The 19,554-nt window shown below is 60.7% G+C and carries 13 protein-coding genes and 1 pseudogene; 11 read left to right on the top strand and 3 right to left on the bottom strand.

Translation table 11 applies throughout. From position 1 onward, the window contains the following. The first annotated feature begins 191 nt into the window (after positions 1–191). The 10 genes and pseudogenes from dndB to Sri02f_RS19655 all read left to right on the top strand — a co-directional run bounded on the left by dndB (position 192) and on the right by Sri02f_RS19655 (position 13,909). Positions 192–1,331 (top strand): DNA sulfur modification protein DndB, encoded by a 1,140-nt coding sequence (dndB, locus tag Sri02f_RS19705; RefSeq protein ID WP_218029887.1) that lies wholly within the window; start codon positions 192–194, stop codon positions 1,329–1,331. Then, a complete protein-coding gene (dndC, locus tag Sri02f_RS19700; RefSeq protein WP_174855670.1) occupies positions 1,328–2,908 on the top strand; it encodes a DNA phosphorothioation system sulfurtransferase DndC in 1,581 nt (526 codons plus the stop codon). Before dndB ends, dndC begins: the two co-directional genes overlap by 4 nt. After that, positions 2,895–4,922, top strand: a complete 2,028-nt coding sequence (gene dndD / locus Sri02f_RS19695) for a DNA sulfur modification protein DndD (RefSeq protein ID WP_109002638.1) — start codon at positions 2,895–2,897, stop codon at positions 4,920–4,922. Before dndC ends, dndD begins: the two co-directional genes overlap by 14 nt. Then, positions 4,912–5,292, top strand: coding sequence for a DNA sulfur modification protein DndE (gene dndE, locus Sri02f_RS19690; protein WP_109002637.1), 381 nt, complete (start codon positions 4,912–4,914; stop codon positions 5,290–5,292). The genes dndD and dndE overlap by 11 nt, the downstream gene beginning before the upstream one ends. 744 nt (positions 5,293–6,036) lie before the next feature. Beyond that, positions 6,037–6,513, top strand: coding sequence for a hypothetical protein (locus tag Sri02f_RS19685; RefSeq protein ID WP_109002636.1), 477 nt, complete (start codon positions 6,037–6,039; stop codon positions 6,511–6,513). Continuing rightward, entirely contained in the window at positions 6,513–8,720 is a 2,208-nt protein-coding gene (locus Sri02f_RS19680; protein WP_159106750.1) for a DEAD/DEAH box helicase family protein, read from the top strand. The genes Sri02f_RS19685 and Sri02f_RS19680 overlap by 1 nt, the downstream gene beginning before the upstream one ends. Positions 8,721–8,901: 181 nt before the next feature. Then, positions 8,902–11,031 (top strand): AAA family ATPase, encoded by a 2,130-nt coding sequence (locus Sri02f_RS19670; RefSeq protein WP_109002633.1) that lies wholly within the window; start codon positions 8,902–8,904, stop codon positions 11,029–11,031. Positions 11,032–11,041: 10 nt separating this feature from the next. Beyond that, positions 11,042–11,587, top strand: coding sequence for a DNA phosphorothioation-associated 4-like protein (locus tag Sri02f_RS19665; protein ID WP_159106749.1), 546 nt, complete (start codon positions 11,042–11,044; stop codon positions 11,585–11,587). A gap of 1,101 nt (positions 11,588–12,688) precedes the next feature. Beyond that, positions 12,689–13,198 (top strand): annotated as a pseudogene (locus tag Sri02f_RS19660) (site-specific integrase); the annotation flags it as partial. 102 nt (positions 13,199–13,300) lie between these two features. Beyond that, the gene (locus Sri02f_RS19655; protein WP_245970695.1) at positions 13,301–13,909 is read left to right on the top strand and encodes a hypothetical protein; all 609 of its coding nucleotides are present in this window, start codon (positions 13,301–13,303) and stop codon (positions 13,907–13,909) included. Between the two features lie 232 nt (positions 13,910–14,141). Here Sri02f_RS19655 and Sri02f_RS19650 read toward each other — a convergent pair whose 3' ends face one another. The 3 genes from Sri02f_RS19650 to Sri02f_RS19640 form a co-directional block, all read right to left on the bottom strand. Next, entirely contained in the window at positions 14,142–15,359 is a 1,218-nt protein-coding gene (locus Sri02f_RS19650) for a PIN domain-containing protein (RefSeq protein WP_159106748.1), read from the bottom strand. Positions 15,360–16,071: 712 nt separating this feature from the next. Next, on the bottom strand, positions 16,072–17,064 hold the full coding sequence (locus Sri02f_RS19645; RefSeq protein ID WP_109002630.1) for a DUF4062 domain-containing protein: 993 nt from the start codon (positions 17,062–17,064) through the stop codon (positions 16,072–16,074). 366 nt (positions 17,065–17,430) lie between these two features. Next, positions 17,431–18,315, bottom strand: coding sequence for a S1 family peptidase (locus Sri02f_RS19640; RefSeq protein ID WP_109002629.1), 885 nt, complete (start codon positions 18,313–18,315; stop codon positions 17,431–17,433). A gap of 343 nt (positions 18,316–18,658) precedes the next feature. On the opposite strand from Sri02f_RS19640, the gene Sri02f_RS19635 reads away from it, so the two are divergent. After that, the gene (locus tag Sri02f_RS19635; RefSeq protein WP_109002628.1) at positions 18,659–19,507 is read left to right on the top strand and encodes a helix-turn-helix domain-containing protein; all 849 of its coding nucleotides are present in this window, start codon (positions 18,659–18,661) and stop codon (positions 19,505–19,507) included. Positions 19,508–19,554: the final 47 nt, after the last annotated feature.

The following is a 19,554-nucleotide window of genomic DNA, read 5'->3' as shown; positions in this document are numbered from 1 at the left end:
GTCGGGATCGCAGTGCACGAAGCCGCCACCCCAGTACGTCAACATCGTCTTCGCGGCGCTTGTTCCTGTGTGGCTTCGCCGCCTGTAGGCGCATGGTCGAAGGCTGGTACGTCAGTTTGTGCCCCTGAGTACGTCGAGACGAAAGTGGCGTACGTTTCTCAGGAGACGTACGTGCACGCTAGAGTGCATGGGTGCAGACTGAAGCGGCGAGCCAAGCTGCGGGGCGGGCTGTCTCGCGAGTGTCTAATGGCTTTGAGTACACCTTCCCTGCGATCCGCGGAGTGCAGGCGGGGCGGGAGTTTTATGCGTCGATGTGCCCGTTGCGGCTCATCCCGAAGATCTTCCTCTTCGACGAAGATGATCTCTCCGCCGAGCTGAGAGCCCAGCGCGTCCTGAACAAGGGACGCCTGCCGGCGCTCGCCCGCTACATCCTGGATAACCCCGAGGATTATGTCTTCAGCGCCCTGACCGCCTCCGTGGACGGAGACATGGTCTTCGATAGCCAGGGAGCCGAAGGAGCCGCGCACCGTACCGGGCAGCTGCGCATCCCCATGGATGCACGCTTCCTCATCAACGACGGGCAGCACCGCCGCGCCGCCATCGAGCTGGCGTTGAAGGAAAACCCCGACCTGGGGGACGAGACCATCGCCGTGGTCTTCTTTCATGACACGGGGCTCGCGCGCTCTCAGCAGATGTTCGCCGACCTCAACCGGCACGCCGTCCGTCCGGCGCGCTCGATCGGCGTCCTGTACGACCACCGGGACGTCAACGCACAGATCGCTCGGACCCTCACTGAACGCTCGGCCATCTTCAAGGGTTTTGTGGAGATGGAGAAGAGCACCCTGTCCGCCCGCTCCCGCAAGCTGTTCACCCTCAGTGCCCTGTACTTCGGCAACCAATCCCTGCTCCAAGGCCTCGAGCTGAAGCAGGACGAGGCGACTGGGCTGGCGCAGTCGTTCTGGGAGGCCGTGGACGCGGCGCTGCCAGAATGGGCGATGGTGCGTGACAAGCAGCTGTCCGCGCAAGAGATGCGCCGAGACTTCATTCACAGCCACGGCATCGCCCTGCATGCGCTGGGTCGTATCGGCAACTCGCTCCTGAGGGAGTCCATCAAGGCGACCGCGTGGAAGAAGCGTTTGGCTCCGCTGAAGCACGTGGACTGGAGCCGGGCCAACGTTGACTGGGAGGGGCGTGCCATCGTCGGTGGTCGCGTTTCCAAAAGCCACCAAAACATGACACTTACTGTGAATTACCTGCGTAAGCATCTGGGCCTGGAGCTGAGCCCGGAAGAGCAACGTGTGGAAGACGCATACCTGCGAGGCGAGGCATGACCACCATCCCCCTCAATCTTGGGCTCACCCCCGTACGCCGCAAGCCCTTCAACGGGCGTTCACTGGACGCGGTTGTCACCGAGCTTACCGAGGAGATCCGCGAGCTCTACACTGCCGACCAGGTGCCCTGGGTCATCGGTTACAGCGGAGGCAAGGACTCCACCGCCGTCCTGCAGTTGGTGTGGATGGCCCTTGCAGACCTGCCCGCCGAGCAGCGCACCAAGGCCGTGCACGTCATCTCCACCGACACCCTCGTGGAAAACCCAGTCGTCGCCGCCTGGGTCTCCGCCTCCCTGGGCACCATGCAGGACGCGGCACAGGCACAGAGCCTGCCGATCGAACCACACCGCCTCACGCCGGAGATAAAGGACACCTTCTGGGTGAACCTCATCGGCCGCGGCTACCCCGCCCCGCGCCCGAAGTTTCGCTGGTGCACCGAACGACTGAAGATCAAGCCGTCGAACAGCTTCATCCGCAGCGTGGTCGCTGCCCACGGCGAAGCGATCATGGTGCTGGGTATTCGCAAGGCAGAAAGCCAAGCCCGCGCCCGCGCCATGGAAAAGCACGAGAAGCGACGCGTACGCGACCGCCTCTCACCCAACGCCAACCTGCCCAACTCCCTCGTCTACAGCCCCGTTGAGGACTGGACCAACGACGATGTGTGGGAGTTCCTGATGCAGAAGCCCAACCCCTGGGGCTACAACAATCAGGACCTACTCACCATGTACCAGGGTGCTTCCGGGGACGGTGAATGCCCTCTCGTGGTCGACTCCACCACCCCCTCTTGCGGCTCCAGCCGCTTCGGCTGCTGGACCTGCACCCTCGTCGAGCAGGACAAGTCCATGTCTGCCATGATCCAGAACGACGAGGAAAAGGAGTGGATGCTTCCCCTGCTGGATCTGCGTAACAAGCTCGATGCACCCTTCGGTCACTACCAGGAGGGCGACCCCGACCTCCCGGCCGGCCGCAAGGCACCCTTCCCGCGCCCGGACAAGCCGGCCCGTGACTTCCGGCGTATGAACGGCAAGGTGATGCTGTTCAACGATGGCGCCATCCACGGCCCCTATCTGCAGTCCTACCGCGAAGAGTGGCTCAAGGAGCTGCTCCAGGCGCAAACATGGATCCGTGCCCACGCCCCCGAGCACGTGCAGAACATCGAACTCATCACGTTCGACGAACTGCATGAGATCCGCCGGATCTGGGTGTTCGACAAGCATGAGGTCGAGGACAGCCTGCCGCAGATCTATCGGGACGTCACCGGCGAGCCGTTCCCGGGCGGCCCGCTGGATGAGCAGCTTGTCATGGGCTCCGACGAGATGGATGTCCTCAAGCAGGTCTGCGACGGCGACGACCTGCACTACAACATGGTCCGCGAACTCCTCGCCGTCGAGCGGAAGTACCGCACCATGGCTCGCCGGTCCGGCCTCTTCCAGGCCCTCGAGCAAGCCGTACAAAAGGGCTACTACGACAACCACGAAGACGCCGTGGAATTTGCTACGCGCAAGAAAAAGTGGCGTGACGACATTTCCGAGAACCTGACCTTCGACGACGAAGACGAACTCGATGCTCCTGCGTAAGATCACCCTCGAAGAATTCGGGGCCTACCGCGGCAAGCAGTCTCTTGATCTAACCCCCAAAAAGAACAAGCCGATCATCCTGATCGGCGGGTTGAATGGGTGCGGCAAGACGACCCTGCTCGACGCCATCCAGCTGGCGCTCTACGGCAACCGAGCCCGCTGCAGCGGCCGCGGCACCAAGGCTTACGACGCCTACCTACGCGAGAGCATCAACCGCAAGGCCGACCCCACCCGCGGCTCTGCGATCACTCTCGAGTTCACCGTCATGACTGGCGGGCACGAGCACTACTACCGCGTCGTCCGCAGCTGGCACATCAGCGGCAAGACCCTCAAGGAATTTCTCAACGTCTACGTCGACGACACCTACGGCGCACGCGCAAAGACGCAACGCAACGTCACGTTCGAGGGTAAGTTCAATCGGCTGTTGAGTGATGGCTGGGCCGACCACGTCGAATCCCTCCTCCCCTTGGAGATCGCCTCCCTGGCCTTCTTCGACGGTGAGAAGATCGAATCACTGGCCGACCCCGAACGGGCCGCCTCTGTCATCGAGTCTGCCGTTCACTCTCTTCTGGGCGTGAGCACCGTCCAACAGCTCCGCAACGACCTGCTGGCCCTGCAGCGTCGCCAGAAGCTGTCCGACGAGGAACAGCACCTGCTGGACAACATCCGCGCCCAGGAAGCCGAACGCGAAGCGGTGCTCTCCCAATACGACATCGCTCATCAGGAACTCGCCCACTCCCGTACCGATCTCGGTAAGGCGCAGCGCAAGCTGGACAGCCTGGAGAAGGCGTTCGCCGACGAGGGCGGCGATCTGTTCACTAGGCGCATCGAGCTGGAGAACGACAAAAAGCAGACCGCCGCCCGCCTGGCCCAGGTACGCGGCGAGCTGATCCAGCTTGCCGCGGGCCCGCTGCCCCTGCTGATGGCCCAACCGCTTCTGCAGGACGTGCGCCGGCAGGCCGAGAAGGAGCACGAAGCCCAGCAATCGGCACAGGTTCTGGAGGTACTCGAAGCGCGTGACCAGTGGTTGCTGGATCTGGTGCCCGACACCGTCCGCGCCGACGTGCTCAAGCAACTGGACGCCGACCGCGCCGAGCGTGCCGACAAGACGCAGCTGCCGGTGGACCTACGCTTGCCGCACGACGCACTGGCCCAGCTCACCGTCTTGAATGAACTCCTCCAGCGGGACCGGGAGCGCTCACAGCAGCTACTGCACAGCGCCGCAGAACTGACAGAACTACGCGACCAACTGGACCGGCAGCTCGCCGGCGTTCCCGCCCAGGACAAGGTCGAAGCCCTGCAAGTCGCCCGGGACGAGCAGATCGTGGAAGTCGCCCGCAGCCAAGCCGCGTGCGACCGTGCCACGGCCAAGCTGGAGGACCTCAAGCGACGCCGCGAGCACGTCACCACCCTGCTCGAACGAGCCCACAAGGAGTTCGTCCGCACCAAGGTCAAAGCAGAAGAGGTCGAGAGGGTCATCAAATACTCTGAAAAGGCCCGCGGCACTCTCGAACGCTTCGGCTCCGCACTCCTCAAGCGGCACATCAGCCGACTCGAAGTGGCCGTCCTGCAGAGCTTTAAAGCCCTCATGCGCAAGCAAGGACTCGTGCACGACCTGCGCATCGACACCGACAAGTTCACCCTCACCCTCGCCGATGCCGACGGGGAGCCTATCGACCCCGCGCGCCTGAGCGCCGGCGAGCGCCAGCTCCTGGCCGTCTCCCTGCTGTGGGGCCTGATGCGGGTCGCTGGCAACCGTCTGCCCAGCGTTATCGACACCCCGCTGGGCCGCCTCGACAGCCGTCATCGCGAGCACCTCGTCGACCGCTACTTCCCCAACGCCAGCGACCAGGTCCTCCTGCTGTCCACCGACGAGGAGATCGACGAGTACCTACTGGGCCGCTTGAAGAAGTCCGTCGCCCAGACCTACACCCTCGTCCACGACGACACTGAGTTCACCACCGCTGTCGTCGAAGGCTATTGGTGGAACGCAGGAGCACAGCATGCCGGTTGACAACGTCCGCCTGTCCCAGCCAGCTAAGGATCGGCTGGTCTACCTCAAGCGCACCACCGGCATCACCCAGTGGAACGTACTGTGCCGCTGGGCGCTGCTGCTGTCCCTCAAAGACCCCTCGACTCCGCTGGTCAAGGACATCGTCACCGACTCCAACGTGGAGATGACGTGGAAGACCTTCGCCGGCCAGCACGGTGATGTCTATCTGGCCCTGCTCAAGCAGCGATGCGCGGCGATGGGGCAGGAACTCTCAGATGAGAACGTCGCTCGCATGCTGACCGTGCACGTGCACCGCGGCATCGGATATCTGGGCGCGGACAAGCAAATGGCCACCATCGAAGGCCTAGTTGGCGCCGTCGTCACCCTCTGACGCGACCCTAATGATCCCCCAGGCAGACCCCCTGGGGGATCGGTGTATCTGAGCTTCCAGGAGGACCAGACGGTTGCCTTGTAGGGCTGGCTAGCCCTACAGGTGAGCCAGTCCCGGACAGTTTCGCCTGGGGGTATCAGACGGTTGGCTGGCGCTACTATCTCGCGCCCACAAGTCGTCACGACTCGTCCACTATGTCGCTTTCGCCGCGTGTGGCCGCAGGGCATGCCCTTCTAAGCAAGTCCGTCCCCCTGCGCAGGTCCCGACTTGGTCGCGTGTGCTGGCAAAGGTGTGACCGCCAAGTTGATCTCGGTGCCGTCAAGTCCCGCCGATGGGCGGCCGATGTGCGAGCTTCATGGATACACAACAGGAATCCTGTTGAGCCGGGCTGGCCGGCTGTCACCCTCCACGTGTGGTGACGGATGACCGCCGTCTTGCAGTGTGCCCTGACTGGGATGGAGGGTTGCTGGTGTTGTCCCGGTGGCGACGGGTGTTGTGTGAGCCGCGTGGGGACGCCAGGCAGGCTGGTTCACAGACCAGTGCTCAAGGGCAACTTTCCGGGGAGTCTGCGTGTCACAGTGATCGCTACGCTAATTTTTCACACACCACTGGCGCAACCCGTGGGCGCGGTTGGCGTGTCCGGGGGTGAGGATCATCGAGGTAACACTCGCCAGGGTGTTGGTGACGTGGCGACAAGCTGAGAACAATGATGGGTTCAGGGATCGCGGGGAGTGAGGCGAGAACGTGGAGTATGAGCAGGCGGTCGTCGACGTGGACGCGGCTCCTGCCGGCACGATGCGCATGGCGACAGCACAGGCATGGGCTCGGATCCTTGTGGGCGTCGACTCCCCCAACGACCTAGGCACGTTGTTGGGGCGCTCGACGACCACAGGCGACGAGGTCGACATCCGTTGCCATACCCAGCGAGCACGAAACCTGCTACGCAAGAATCATCTTAGGCGCCTCGATCAGCTACTGGGGATCACCATCGCTGATTTGCGTAATATACGACAGTGTGGCAGAGAGAGCGCCGTAGATATCTTGACCGCTTTGTTGCTGACACTAGTTGGCGATTCAGGCATGCAGCCCCAAAGGTCCGACGTTCCGTTGCCGGGGATGGACGCTCAGCTGGATTCGCCCAAGCCTCAGAGGTCTGACGGCGACGGCAGAGACCACGGTCTTGTGAAGGATCCTTTGCTTGACCTCCTGAAAGGCGCGTGATGACCGACGACTTGCCCTCCTGGGAACCGAAGTGGAAGCGCCGGTACAACTCGCCGCCAGATGACCTAATCAAAGATTTCTATGTCCCCGCCTTCGCCCGGTCGCGAAATTACGATCGGGCCGTTGGGTTTTTCTCGGCGGGCATTCTGGCGGCAATTGCGCCCACTCTTGACAGGTTCGTTCTCAACGGCGGCATGATGCGGCTTATTACGTCTCCTGCCCACCTAAGTGACGATGAGCTGGCGGCAATGGGTAAGGGCGAGGAACTCAAGAACTACATTAAGGAGGGGCTTCGACGCGCCATCTTGCAGCCGATTCCTAGCCCTGTGCTAGCGGACCGGCTGAAGCTGCTGACATGGATGGTCGCTACTGGCCGGCTGGATGTCCGTATCGCACTGCGGGAGCATACGCACACTTACGCACTGTTCCATGAGAAGATCGGAGTCTTCTCTGACCAGGCCGGTAACTGGATGACGTTCACCGGCAGTCCGAATGAAACGATCGGCGGGGCTAGGCTTCATTCGGAGTCGTTTCCGCTGCATCGTAGCTGGGTGAACGAGGAGCAGCGCGCGTATGCCTGCGAAGAACGAGATCGGTTCGAGCAGCTATGGGGCGAGCGCGTTGATGGCGTAACTTTGTGGCGGGTAAACGACTGGATTGAAAATCCTATGCGGTCCAACTTCGGCATCCGCGAGCCGTCTGCAGGGCGGACAATAACCGAAATTGACCAACCAGTCTCATCGATCGCCCCCTCTTTGGAAGGCGTGTCGCTTGTCCCGTCGCTACCTGACGACCTCACACTGCGCGAGTTTCAACAAGATGCGGTGAACGACTGGCTCCGGGCTGGTGGACGCGGCACTTTCGCTATGGCAACAGGCACTGGTAAGACCATCACCGCCCTGACCGCCGCGACGCAAGCCTCCGTACACTCCTCCAACGCCAACGAGCCACTGCTTGTGCTGGTGATCGTGCCACTGATCGATCTAGTGGAGCAATGGCGTCAGGAGGCCGAGCGGTTCGGCTTTCGTCCCGCTGTCTGTCACGGCACCCTCACCAGCAGACAGCGGGAGTATCTGAAATCTGTATTCTCAGCTGCCCGATCAAGTCAAGGACGCCGAGCTGAGATGGTAATCAGCACAGCGGGTAGCCTCACGCCGCGTAGGGAGGACGTCGCTGATGACGAACATTTTGTGCAGCGGCAGTTGGCCCGTCATCGTGGCCGGATAATGGTCATCGGGGATGAAATGCACTCGCTGGGCACACCAGCGCGCCTGGATGCGCTGCCCCCAAATCCCACGTTTACCCTGGGGCTCTCTGCGACGCCCAAGCGGCACGGCGACGACGAGGGTACGCAGGCTCTCCTAAGGTACTTCGGCGATCCCGTGGTTTCGATCAGTATCAAGCAGGCGATCTATCAGCACAACGCACTCGTACCTTATGACTACTTGCCCTATCGGATCGAGCTAACCGATGACGAGACCAAGCGTTATCGGCAGATTTCGCAACGGATCGCGGCTGCATTCGCCAAGGGGGATGATCTAGCGGCAGAGGCTCAAATCCGAGCGCGCACCAGGCTAACTCAGCACGCTACTGGAAAGCACGACCGACTTCGTCAGCTGATGGCGAGCGGCTTGAAAGACCAGACGCACCAGATTATCTACGTTGCCGAAGGGACAAATCCCGAAACTGACCTCCCTGCGCTCAAGAAGACCGAGAAGATGCTCCGCGAGGAATTCGGGATGCGGATCGAGTCCTATTACGGTGAGACAGACAGGAATCGTCGTGAGGCCCTTCAGGAGCGCCTGGCTAGTGGGGACATTCAGGCTCTATTGGCTATGAAATGCCTAGACGAAGGAGTAGACATCCCATCTGCGCGTATTGGTGTCATCACCGCGTCGACCCAGAACCCTCGGCAATTCGTGCAGCGTCGTGGGCGACTTTTGCGGCGGGACCCGGATAACCCGAAGTCGCACGCTGTTATCTATGACTTCATCGTAATGCCGCCTCGACCTGCTGGCGAGCCATCTGATTCAGAGAAGCGCCTCATTGGGGGGGAATTGTCTCGAGCCGCTGAACTTGCCGAGGCGGCCCGAAACCGCGAGGCACTTCTGACAATTATCGAGTGGGCATACGAATACGGTCTACGTCCCGTTGAACAGCCCTGGATGAGTATGACTGAGGACGACGAAATGGAGGAATGGGCCTGATGAACCCATTTGAAGAGCAAATGCAGAAAATGGCGAGCGAGTTGAGTTCTGAGGCGAAGGAGGTGGTCGCTTACGTTGTCACTGCGGAACATAGGCGAAGGTTCTCTGATGACCGTAGTGACCTACCCGACGAATTTGCTAACCGTGCCCTTCAGATGGCGAAGACTAAGGAGGGTCGTAAGTGAAGTTCGTGACCTTGGTAATGCGTAATTGGCGGTCTTTCCACGGTGACCACCGAGTAGAGTTCTCTGTCGACCCGCGTAAGCCTGTAACTCTAATCCTAGGGCCTAATGGTGCTGGCAAGACGGCCCTTCTCAATGCGTTCACCTGGGCTCTGTACGGTGAGTTCACTGACGGGTTCGCACAGCCAAGCCAATTGGTCAACGTCGACGCTGTGGAGATGGATCCATCTGCCGAGACCTGGGTAGAACTTACTCTGATCCACGAGAATGATGAATTCCGTATCCGCAGGGTAACCGATGCACACAGGCAGTCCGCTGGCGAATATGACCTAACCGTTACCAAGAACGGTGAGCGTGCGGTTGAAGGCGACATCTATCGGATTCTCCCTAAAGCGCTCAAAGACCTGTTCTTCTTTCCTGCCGAGACGTTCAGTACTGCGAACGTATTGGAGGGGAACAGGCCTGGCGAGGGATCCTCTCTAAACATCGGCCAGGCGATCAGATCTCTGCTGGCTGGCGACATCTACGACCGGGCGATCGAGGATCTGCGTAAGGCGATAGAGAGTGAGGCACTCAAACCGCCTAAAAACTATAGTGACAACACCGTCGAGGAAGCTCGGCGGAGGTATGCGCAGGCTCAGGAGGAGCTCAATGCTGCTGAGGAGCGTCGTGATGCCCTTCCAGTCCTGCTAGCGGATGCCAGAGACAAAGCGAGTAAAGCGAAGAAGGACGCTGAAAGGTACAACCCGGAGGAGATCAAAAAATGGGAGCGTGAGTACGAACAGCGAACGGGTCGCGTGCGGCAAGCAGAAGTGTCAACCCAACAAGCGTACGAGCTTTACCTCGACCTGGCCCGCAAGGCGCATCTCCATTTTGCTCAGAGCGCAGTGCACTCCGCGATCTCGCAGCTTGACCTAGCCGAAAAGGCTGGCTTGATGCCTCCGCGTATTCACGAGTCGGTGCTCGATAAGACGTTGAAAGACCGCCGCTGCACGCTGTGTGGCGAGCCACTCTCGAGGGAAGCGAACGAGCGCATCAAGAGGCTGCGTGCGCACGTCGGCGACGCGCGGATTGCTGTCCGCGGCTTGGAGACTCGCTCTCTGCTTGTGCGGCATGCCACCCAGAAAGACATGGTGGTCGCGAACCTGCGCAACGAAATTGCCGCTCTCGCGTCAGATCTTGGAGTCGCTGGCCCCCAGCAGGGTGCCGACATGAGAATGCTCCAGGCAGTGCTGCGGACGTGCCTTGATATGGCCGAACGGCTGCTTGGCAATGCGACACGTGAACTCTTGGAATTCACCGAAGCCCAGGATGTGGAACGACCCCCAGCAGGTCAGAGCCCCGTTGAGATCGCCATGGTGAGGCAGAAGAGCGTAGATGTACTCATTGCCGAGTCCAAGGGCATTGAAGCCGAAATCGAGGCGCTATCTGCCAAAGTTGGAGAGTTGCTGTCGGACTACACTAAGAAGTCCTCGAAATCTGAGGGGCACAAGCGCAAGACAGCTGCCATTGAGATCCTTCGCGAGGTCAAGAAATTCTTCGATACAGCCCGTAAGGGTCTGAACCGATTTGGTCGAGAAGATTTCGAGAAGGCAATCAATGCGACCTACTCGGACCTGATTGCCAAACCCTATCAAATCCACGTCGGCGAAGATTTCGGCATTACAGTGCGTTTCCCAGGGAAAGATGAGGAGATTCCGCTTTCTCAGTCGGAGAAGGTGTTGGTCTTGATTGCTTTCCTGGGTGCCATCGCAAGGCTGGCTCCGCTTTACGAGGAGATCGCCCGGAATCGGCAACAACTCAAGCGTACGGGGAGCGTCGATACATCGCGGAGTCATGGCTTCCCAGTCGTCCTCGACTCGCCGACAAGCCCATTGGATGATGAGTACGAGGCCGACGTGGTGAATGCGCTGCCCAGGTTGCTGCCTCAAGTCGTCGTGTTGGTTTCAGCGAAATCCATTGCTGTATGGGAGAGAATCGCTGGTAGCGTGGGAAGTGCCAACATTATGGAATTGACCTCGCGTAGCTCTAGCGACCGAACAGTCCGATGGAACGGAAAGGACCACACCTACAGCGCTCAAGACGAAGGTGTGGCACATGCTAGAACACGGATGACCAACATCAGTTGAAGGACGAGATATGGCGAACGTCAACATCTATCCGGATCATAGGGATATCCTTGATTCGCTCGTCACGTCGGGCAAAGCAAAATCGGCCGCGGCAGGTACTAAGACTGGCCCATTCAAGGAGATGCGGGACGCGTACGTATTTGCTGCAACGCTGGCGATGGCGCTAAATCAGCCTACGCCCGCGGAGGAAATGCCTACCTCTAAGAGAGAGGTGCTTCCTATCCAGGACCGAGTGTTTTTCGGTGCAGCTGGCGCTACCGAGATCACCGCTGCGGTGGTCCTGACAAGCGCCGCTCCCGACCAAACTATCGATGATTCTCTGAGATCACAAATGGATCTGCTGGCCAGTGATAACATGGCGGAACAGCTGGCACTGCTCGATCGCTACGCGCACGCAGGGTTCGACTGGCTCCGAAAGCACTCGCAGGACGAAAGCAGCATCCGCGACCTTGTCATGACGGCCATTGACACAGTCGAGTGTGCAAAGAGAGAAGTTGGAGACGGCTCTCAGGTCCAGGATCCACTACTGGGTCTGCTTGATATGATTATCGAGTGATTGGTCGGCGCGAGCCCTCAAGGCATTGGTGCGATGGTGCGTTTAGCCGGGTAGGGGAGCGGGAGGCCGCGAAGCATGCTTTGTGTCGGCTGGCTGTCGTGCGGGTCTGGTGGTGAGATCCCCAAGTTGGAACCAATGCCTCCCTACGCCGTCAGGAGCGGGAGTGGCTCTAGTCCCAGAGATCGTCTGCGCCTAAGCCGACGAAAGCCAGCCACGACGGCGGGTGGGTCGACCGATCACGCGCGCGTGTGTCTCGCTGCAGCTCCACTCGCCTCAACCACGTATCATGCTTTGTGGCCTTGAGCTGAATCGGGCCAGCTGCTTGATGAGTGAGGTGGGTGCTAGGACTCGCTCGTCGAGCACGAGTGCCCACAACACGCTGGTGCGATGTCGTGCCAGCGCAATGACGGCCTGGACGTGTTTGAAGCCCTTGTCGCGCTTCTGAGATACGGCACTTGGTTGGGATCGCCGCGGATGATGCTGATCTGCTCGGACAAGTAGGAGACTTGGCGCAGGAGGCGGTCGTATCGCTTGAGGCGGTGCAGCTCTTTGTGCGGCGGCCGGAGTCGTCTAGGTTGGACCAGTCCGGCTGCTGACGCGTGGTGGTCTGCGCAGATGCTGACAGCGAAGTCGCCGGCAGGAATGACGAGCTCTACCCCGAGGATAGATCCCAAATCAAAAGAGCGACTCGATGAACCCTGCGTGTGGATGGGTAAAGAAGTCTCACATCTGCTGGTCCTCACACTTGGCCCAGCGGAACTGCTTGGGCAGATCGGCGGCAATCTGTGCGGCGGCGTCCCTCTTCTCTGACATCCGTTGGCTGATCGCATTGCGCGGCGCGGGCGCCGGCCGGGGCTGGAGGGGGGCGGAGACAGGAGCGCAGGCCAGCCGGGGGCCGGGTCGCGCGGGGAGCGGAGCGAGCCGCCTTGAACCCGTGAAGAAGGTTGTTACTCAGTCGCGGCTGGGATGCTCCAAAGCGGTCCGCAGTATCGCTCCGGTCGGCTGTGGATGAGCAGCTGGCGCAGGTCGTCTCGCTGGGTGCCGTTGAGGTTCAGGACCTCTGTGAGATGCCGGAATGTCGTGTGGGTCACTCCGCGGCTTCTGCGCGAGAACCCGATCACGGCTGTCCGCTGGCAGAAGCCGAAGGTGTCCAACCAAGTGGATCCCCGCGTTGTCGCCAACCCGGAACAGGCTCGGAATCTCCCGGCGGCCGTCTCCTATGTGGGCGGATACCGGCGTGCCCGCGGCCGTCGTCTCGTGGGTCTGTTCGCCGCGGTGTACTTCGGTGGCCTCCGGCCAGCTGAAGCGGTCGGCCTCGCCGAGACGGACCTGATCCTCCCAGAACAGGGCTGGGGCTCGGCGCTGCTCCATCGGACCCGCCCATCGGTCGGCAAGCAGTGGACCGACTCGGGGGAGACCCACGACGACCGCGGGCTTAAGAACCGGCCGATCGAGAATGTCCGGCAGGTACCTATTCCGCCTCACCTCGTAGCCGTGTTCCGTGAGCACCTGGCCACCTTTGGCACGGCGGACGACGGGCGCCTGTTCTTCAGCGAGAAAGGTTCGGTCGTCCCGTCCTCGACCTACTACCGCGTGTGGCAGGAGGCTCGGTTCCAGTGATCAGGCCGCTCGCTCTCGACGCTGCTGTACCGATTGGCGTACGGCGGTGAGCTCGCGCAGAGCCATGGCGCTGTCCTCCTTCCAAACGGGAGGATGCAAGAGAGTGCCAACGATCGAGAGTACGACGGGGTGGGGATGAAGCAGGGGGATTCTGAGTCTGCGGTCGGCATCGATAAGCCGACGGGGCAGGAGGCACGCGAAGCCTGGAGCTCAGAGGCGTACGTGATCCTCGTAGGCGTAGCGCAGACCTACCACGCAGTGATCACCTACAAGGAGTTGGCGGAGGAGATCCAGAGCAGGACTGGCATGCGAACCAAGACTCTCCTGCACAACTGGATCGGTCCGATCTTGGGCCGGGTGGTGCGCGAAGCCCACCGTCGCGGCGACCCACCACTGACGGCTTTGGTGGTCCACACAGACGACGGCAAGGTAGGCAGTGGCTACAAGGAAGTTCTGGCGGTGGCCGGAGAGCCGCCGGTCGATGACGAGCTGGAACGCGAGCATCATGCTGCCGACGCCCGCCTGGCTTGCTACCGCCACTTTGGGGCGACCATGCCGCCTGGCGGTGGTGTGCCGGCCCTCGCCCCCAGACTTCAAGCCGCGGTCGAACGCCGGCGCGAGCGCACCGAAAAGCCCGCCCGGGTTTGTGAGCGCTGCTTCGTCCAAGTGCCTTCGACAGGCATTTGCGATTCGTGCGGTTAGTCGACGACTGCTTCGTCCCGAAGCAACTTCGGCGGGGGTGCTGCCTTAGGCTGGTGCGGCTCTCACGTGCGCTGACGGTCCGTAGCCGTTCGCGGTTGTTCGCCGGTGTTCGTCGGCGTTGTCACGCAGTTAGACACGCACCTGGTGTGGCTCCTGGCGACCCGGATACTGCTCGTGGTCTTGAAAGGCGTGCGCGCGAGCCATGAGCGCGGCACGCCTTGCACCAGCGGCGCTAGAACGGTGAGTCCTCATCAATGAACCGTTCCATCCGCGTACGGCGCAGGAGTTCTGACATTCGCCGGTCCCGGATCCGTGCCCACCTCGGCCTCTGGGCGAGGAAGCCGACGCGGGCAGCGAGCTCCGGTGTGAGCGTGTCGAGCGGGTCCTTGTTCAAAACCTGGGTGTCCTGGCCTCGGAGCACAGTGAGTTGGGCATCAGCGCTCGTCGGGCTCACCAGCACGCGGGTTTCCCACGTGCACCCGACACCCTTCACCTGGAGGCTGTCGTGCAACAAGGCTGGGCCGCCGAGGGCCCATCGGACAGTGGCGATGCACCAAACGTGTTCCCCGATGCGGTAGGCCTTCAACTCGCTCACGTGGTCGAGGACAGCGGTCGGGGCTTCGACCCAGCCCAGTGCCCGCACGGCCTCCGTCGTGACCAACGTGCCCTCGTCCTCGACAAAGAAGCCCATCGTCGCCTCGAACGTGGGGCCATGGAGACCAGTCCGCGGTACTCGCAGCCTGGTTCCGGACTCTGCTTCGATCACGCTGAGGCTTTCCGGGTCCGAAAGGAGTGAGCGCACCGCATCCTCGTATACATCTTCAGTGCGCTGCGTGAACTTCTCCATGACCTCGTACCAGTTCGTGAGGAGCACGAACCGGTCCTCCAAGCCTTCGAGATCTTGGTTCATCGGGTACGGGTACTCGGACCCGTCGCCGAAGTCCTTCGTGTTCTCGCTGACGAAGTACACCGTTTCGTCAGGGTGCTCTCGCGCGTACTCCACGGCAGTGAGCCATATGGCGGCGTCCCGACCGCCGATCTTCTGCCCACCGTCACGTTCGTTGCTGGCCACCCGCTTGCACGGCGGCAGGACGTTCGCCTCCCGGATCAAGGCCTTCTTGAGGGTGGCCTCGCTCGTCGGGATCACGTCCACGACATCGAGGTACTTCCGCCGCCAATGGTCTTGGATACGGGGCAAGTCCATTGCTGGCAGCGTGGGGAGAGGCCACGGGGTGTCACCTTTGAGGCTCTGCAAAGCCTTTGCTGCCTTTTCGTACTTTTCGCGGTGTGGTTCTGTCCGCTGGGCGGTCAACTCCTCCAGCACAACCCAAGGCACGGCCACACGGTCGATGCCGGAGGTCCTGATGACCTTGAGGAGGTCTGCGGTGACGGTTTCGGTCCCTTTCCACAGGATGTTCGTGTCTAGAATGATCAAAGCGGCCGGCTCCATCTCCTCGGTGCTGTGCAGTAGACCAAGGATTTCAGGAAGTTGGCGCAGCCGTGGGCGTTTTCGATCAGTAGTCGGAGGCGGCGTCGGACGGAAGCTGGTAACCATAACCTCCGGGGAAGGGGATTGCCCCGCATGAACCTGATCGGACCGAGCGGCGAAGCCTGCGGTCGCCACCACTGCTGAGACCGTCACTGGTTCCCGCATGGCCGGATACGCCACTTGCCCGCATAGTGAGTACACGCGATCTTCTCCGACACCTGCTTTACGGAGTTCGATCCATCCCCGTCAAGGTGAGGCCCTTCCGCATACATACTGAAATCTGGTGCGCCGTCGGAGGCCTGAACCTCAGCCCACGACAGTCAGCCACGACGGCGGGTCAGCCGAACGACCAGGCGCGCGTGTGTCTCGCTCTATCCCCACCAGCCTCAGCCACGCTTTCGGGGGCGACGACCAGAACAAGTTGCGACGGCCGGCCCGTGACGACGATGCGGGAGCCCTCAGCTTGGGAAGCTTGGGTCTTTGGTGGTAGTTGCTGCACGGACCCGTGGTGGAGCGGCACTGGAGTCTGGTCGCACCCAGTCGCGCGTCATCACAGCACAACCTCGCTCAGCCGCGCTGCTCAAGGTGGCGTCCCTGCTGTCAACGAGGTCGCCAAGTTGTGAAATGACCGGTATGGATCCCGCTGATGTCGGCCGTTGAAAGGACAGTGCCTTCAAGAACCCGTCATTCGCATTAGCTGAAGCTCGCCATGCGAGGTGAGTTTCCAATAGCAGTTTTTATCGGAAACCGCCCTCTTTTTTGTTCCTTTCTCAATCAATTCCAGGGCGCGGAATCTCACTTTGATCGTATCCCATTCGGTGCGACTGATCCTTATCTGCCTATCGAAAAAGTCCGGCATTCTGCCCGCCTCTGAGAGTCTGTCGGATATATGATTCGCCAGCGTTGAATTTATCTCTCCGTCGGAGACTTCATCCATCATGCACGAGCCGAGCAGTAGGAACAGGTCGCGCCATTGGTATGCAATCACCCCCGTTGATCGCTCTATGCTTTGCGAGAGGACTTTGAATCGAACATCATGCATCTCATCCGCACCCATGAGGGCTTCAAACTTCGCCAACGCTGCGCTATTTTCAGTATTTGCTTCTTGCTGGTTAGCTACGGAAGCCCGCAGTGAATTGAGCTCCTCAATTAGTTCAGGGGTTGCCGCATGTCGGGCTCGCACCCATCCCTCCGCAGGTGCCTCTTCCATGGCTTTGACGAGGCTTATTGTGACGGTGGTATTGAGATCGCCAGGCGTTCTCCAGGTGCGAATTGGCTTTCTCTTTATTTTCCGGCGGAATGATTCCAGCTTTCTGGCCGCGTCACTATCTAGCTCTGACTTTCCAACTTCTATCTTGCTGGGTTCGGCGTGCAGGAACCCTAGCACCGCTTTTTTCTGGGATACCGCGTAATCGTATTCTTGCTCGGTGTAGCTCAGTCCGGCATCACCGATGGTTCCATATCGATTCCCTACAATCACGACGTAATAATCGGACTCATCTATCACTCTCTTGATCAGTTCCCACTGTTCTTCGTCAGCTGCCGGAAACATTTCCATTCCAGCTGGGATGCACCCCAGTTCTAGCAGCGCCTGTATTATCTGGCGGCGCTCATCTTTGAGGTCGGTGTATGTGGAGCTCACAAAGACCTGATAGCGGCGTTTCATGACTCGTCTCAGCTGTCGTCTGCCTGTGGGGATCAGGTATCCGGCACCTCAATGAAGATTGATCGCAGCCCAGTGAGCCCATCGTGCGCCATGTCAGACCAGTTCGCGACTTGGGTTGATGCTTCGTTGACTCCTCCAGGAACCGGCGCGGCTCACCCTGTAGGTGGTTGTCCCTCTGCTGCCTGGCTCCCCCTCTTCAACTCGCTAGAGTCGGCCATCTGAGGCAAACTGGCACTGATTGCGAACGCCGCGTTGATTCGACTGGGTGGTTCAAATCGGAGGGGGATGATCTCCGTACATGCGCGGTTGAGATTGCTTTTGGGCTAGCGGGTGCCGGAGCGGGTGCCTGCAATAGGTCCTGCTTGATTAATCCATTTCGCAAGCACTCGTGCCTCCCGCCTTGAGCTTCCCCAGCTTTTCTGCACCGAAAGGAAAGTCTTCTTCCTTGAGATTCCATCCGTGCCGCAGCTCAAACAGGATATCTGCGTTGGAAGCCGGGAAGATCTTGTTCTCCGCTAGAAGATTCCATAGGGGCTCAACTGTTAGGGCGGCCCCATAGCCGAGCTCGGGAACGGCATGATTTGTGAGCAGGGAAGATGTGACAATTCCAAGGAGCCACCCGTTCTCGCTCAGGACGGGGCCTCCACTAAAGCCGCCACGGGCCATCGGGGAAATTACGAAAAGAGGGTGCTTGGATCCGACGTACGGATCAATGATCGCATTAATCTCGCCTCGAACCGCAACGAGTTCTGGGCGTGGCGAGGTGGGGATCGGTGGGTAGCCGAAGGCTATGACCTTCATCAGGACGAGCCCATCGTCGATCCAGTCGTCAAGGTGCCCTCCGATTTGGATGTGATCTACTTTCGTTACATCGTCTCGCCCCCAGAAATTAACATGCTTCATGTAATAATCGAGTGAAAAATTAGTCTTCAGCAAGGCAAGATCTACCGTAGGATCGGATGGATAGATCACCTCTACGGAATCAAGTGAAATGCTCCCGTCGCGCGCTGGAATTAGATTGGTCAACTGGCGCCCCTCGATGACGTGACGCGCAGTTACGAGATAGCCATCTCCAATATGGAATGCCGTTCCAATGCCGGGTTCGCCGTTCTCATCGTGCGTCTCCACGGACAGCAAGCATGGAGAATGAAGTCGATAGAAACCCAGTTGCGGTGACTGATGGCTTTGTGAATCTTCCATGGTCAAACCGAGCGCCTCGCGATCAAGTTGTACTTCTGTGAATCGCTGCATACCTGCCGTGAGCCGAACCGTACGCCAACGTAGGGGTTTGGCGGAGCGGGTTCGATCGGTGGTCTGCCCAGTTTGGGGAGGTGGCTAAAGCTGTGGAGCTCCATCTATGACGTACCCCTTCTCTGAGGTGCTGACTGCTGTGTGCGCGGCGCGGGCACCGGCCGGGCTGGAGCGGGACGAAGGCAGGAGCGCAGGCCCGGCCGGGGGCCGGGCCGCGCGCGGGGAGCGAAGCGAGCCGCCTTGAACCAGTAGAGAAACTTTGAATCATGGCCTGGGCGCTTGGTCGTGACCGTCATCGCTTGCGGATCCGGCTCTCGTCGTCCCGTGGTGTAGAACCCTCGGTATGGGGAGTGAGCGACGGGAGCTGATGAAGGCGCTTGGGGCGCGTCTTCGAGGGCTTCGTACAGAGGCCGGCCTGACGGGTGCTGTTCTGGCGCAGCGTGCCGGTGTGGGGCAACCGACCGTGTCCAAGGTGGAGAACGGGCGCATGGTCCCCAGCCTCGACGTCCTGGGGCGCTTGTTGCTTGCTCTCGATCTCGACGAGTCGGCGTCCCGCGAAGTGCGGGAGCTCTTGGTAGCCGTGGAAGCTGCGCCTGACGCAATCGAGACGAACGAGGTGGCACTCTTCGGGGGCGTCCTCGATGACGCGGTGCGGTCCGCTCGGCTGGTCCAGTCGTTTCAATGCGTCGTTCTGCCGGCCATGCTTCAGAGCGCCGAGTACGCCAGGCACGTCTTCGCGAGTGCGCCGTACTCGACTCCGGAAGCCGTCGGTCGCGCTGTCGCTGCTCGTGTCGAGCGGCAGAGCCTCTTGTACGAGCCGGGCCGTGAGTCGGTGTTCGTGCTGACCGAAGCGGTGTTGCGTACCTGGCCGGGGAACCCTTCGCTCATGCTCGCCCAGTTTGACCGGATGCTCGCTGTCGAGAGTCTGAGCACTGTGCGCCTTGGGGTGATCCCGTGGCGTCGTGCGGTGCCGGTCATGCCCCGGCATGGGTTCACCCTGTGCGACCGGCGGGCGGTCGTTGTCGAAGCCTTCCGCGGAGAGCGAGTCGTCGACGACTCCGACGAGGTTGCCGCGTATGAGGAGACCTTCCGGCGCTTCGAGGAGGCGGCAGTCTTCGGCCGCGAGGCGCGCGAGCTCCTGGTTCGTGTGATGCGGGAGTTTAAGGAGTTGGAGGACTCCGCCACCCGTTAGAGGAATAATTCCTCATGATGCCTGGCCTGATAGTCACGCATGGGAAT

Origin of the sequence: Streptomyces rishiriensis (assembly GCF_003112535.1) — a bacterium.
GTDB classification, from domain to species: Bacteria; Actinomycetota; Actinomycetes; order Streptomycetales; family Streptomycetaceae; genus Streptomyces; species Streptomyces rishiriensis.
The sequence above is the reverse complement of the archived record's forward strand: the minus strand, read 5'-3'. Positions and strand labels throughout refer to the sequence as shown.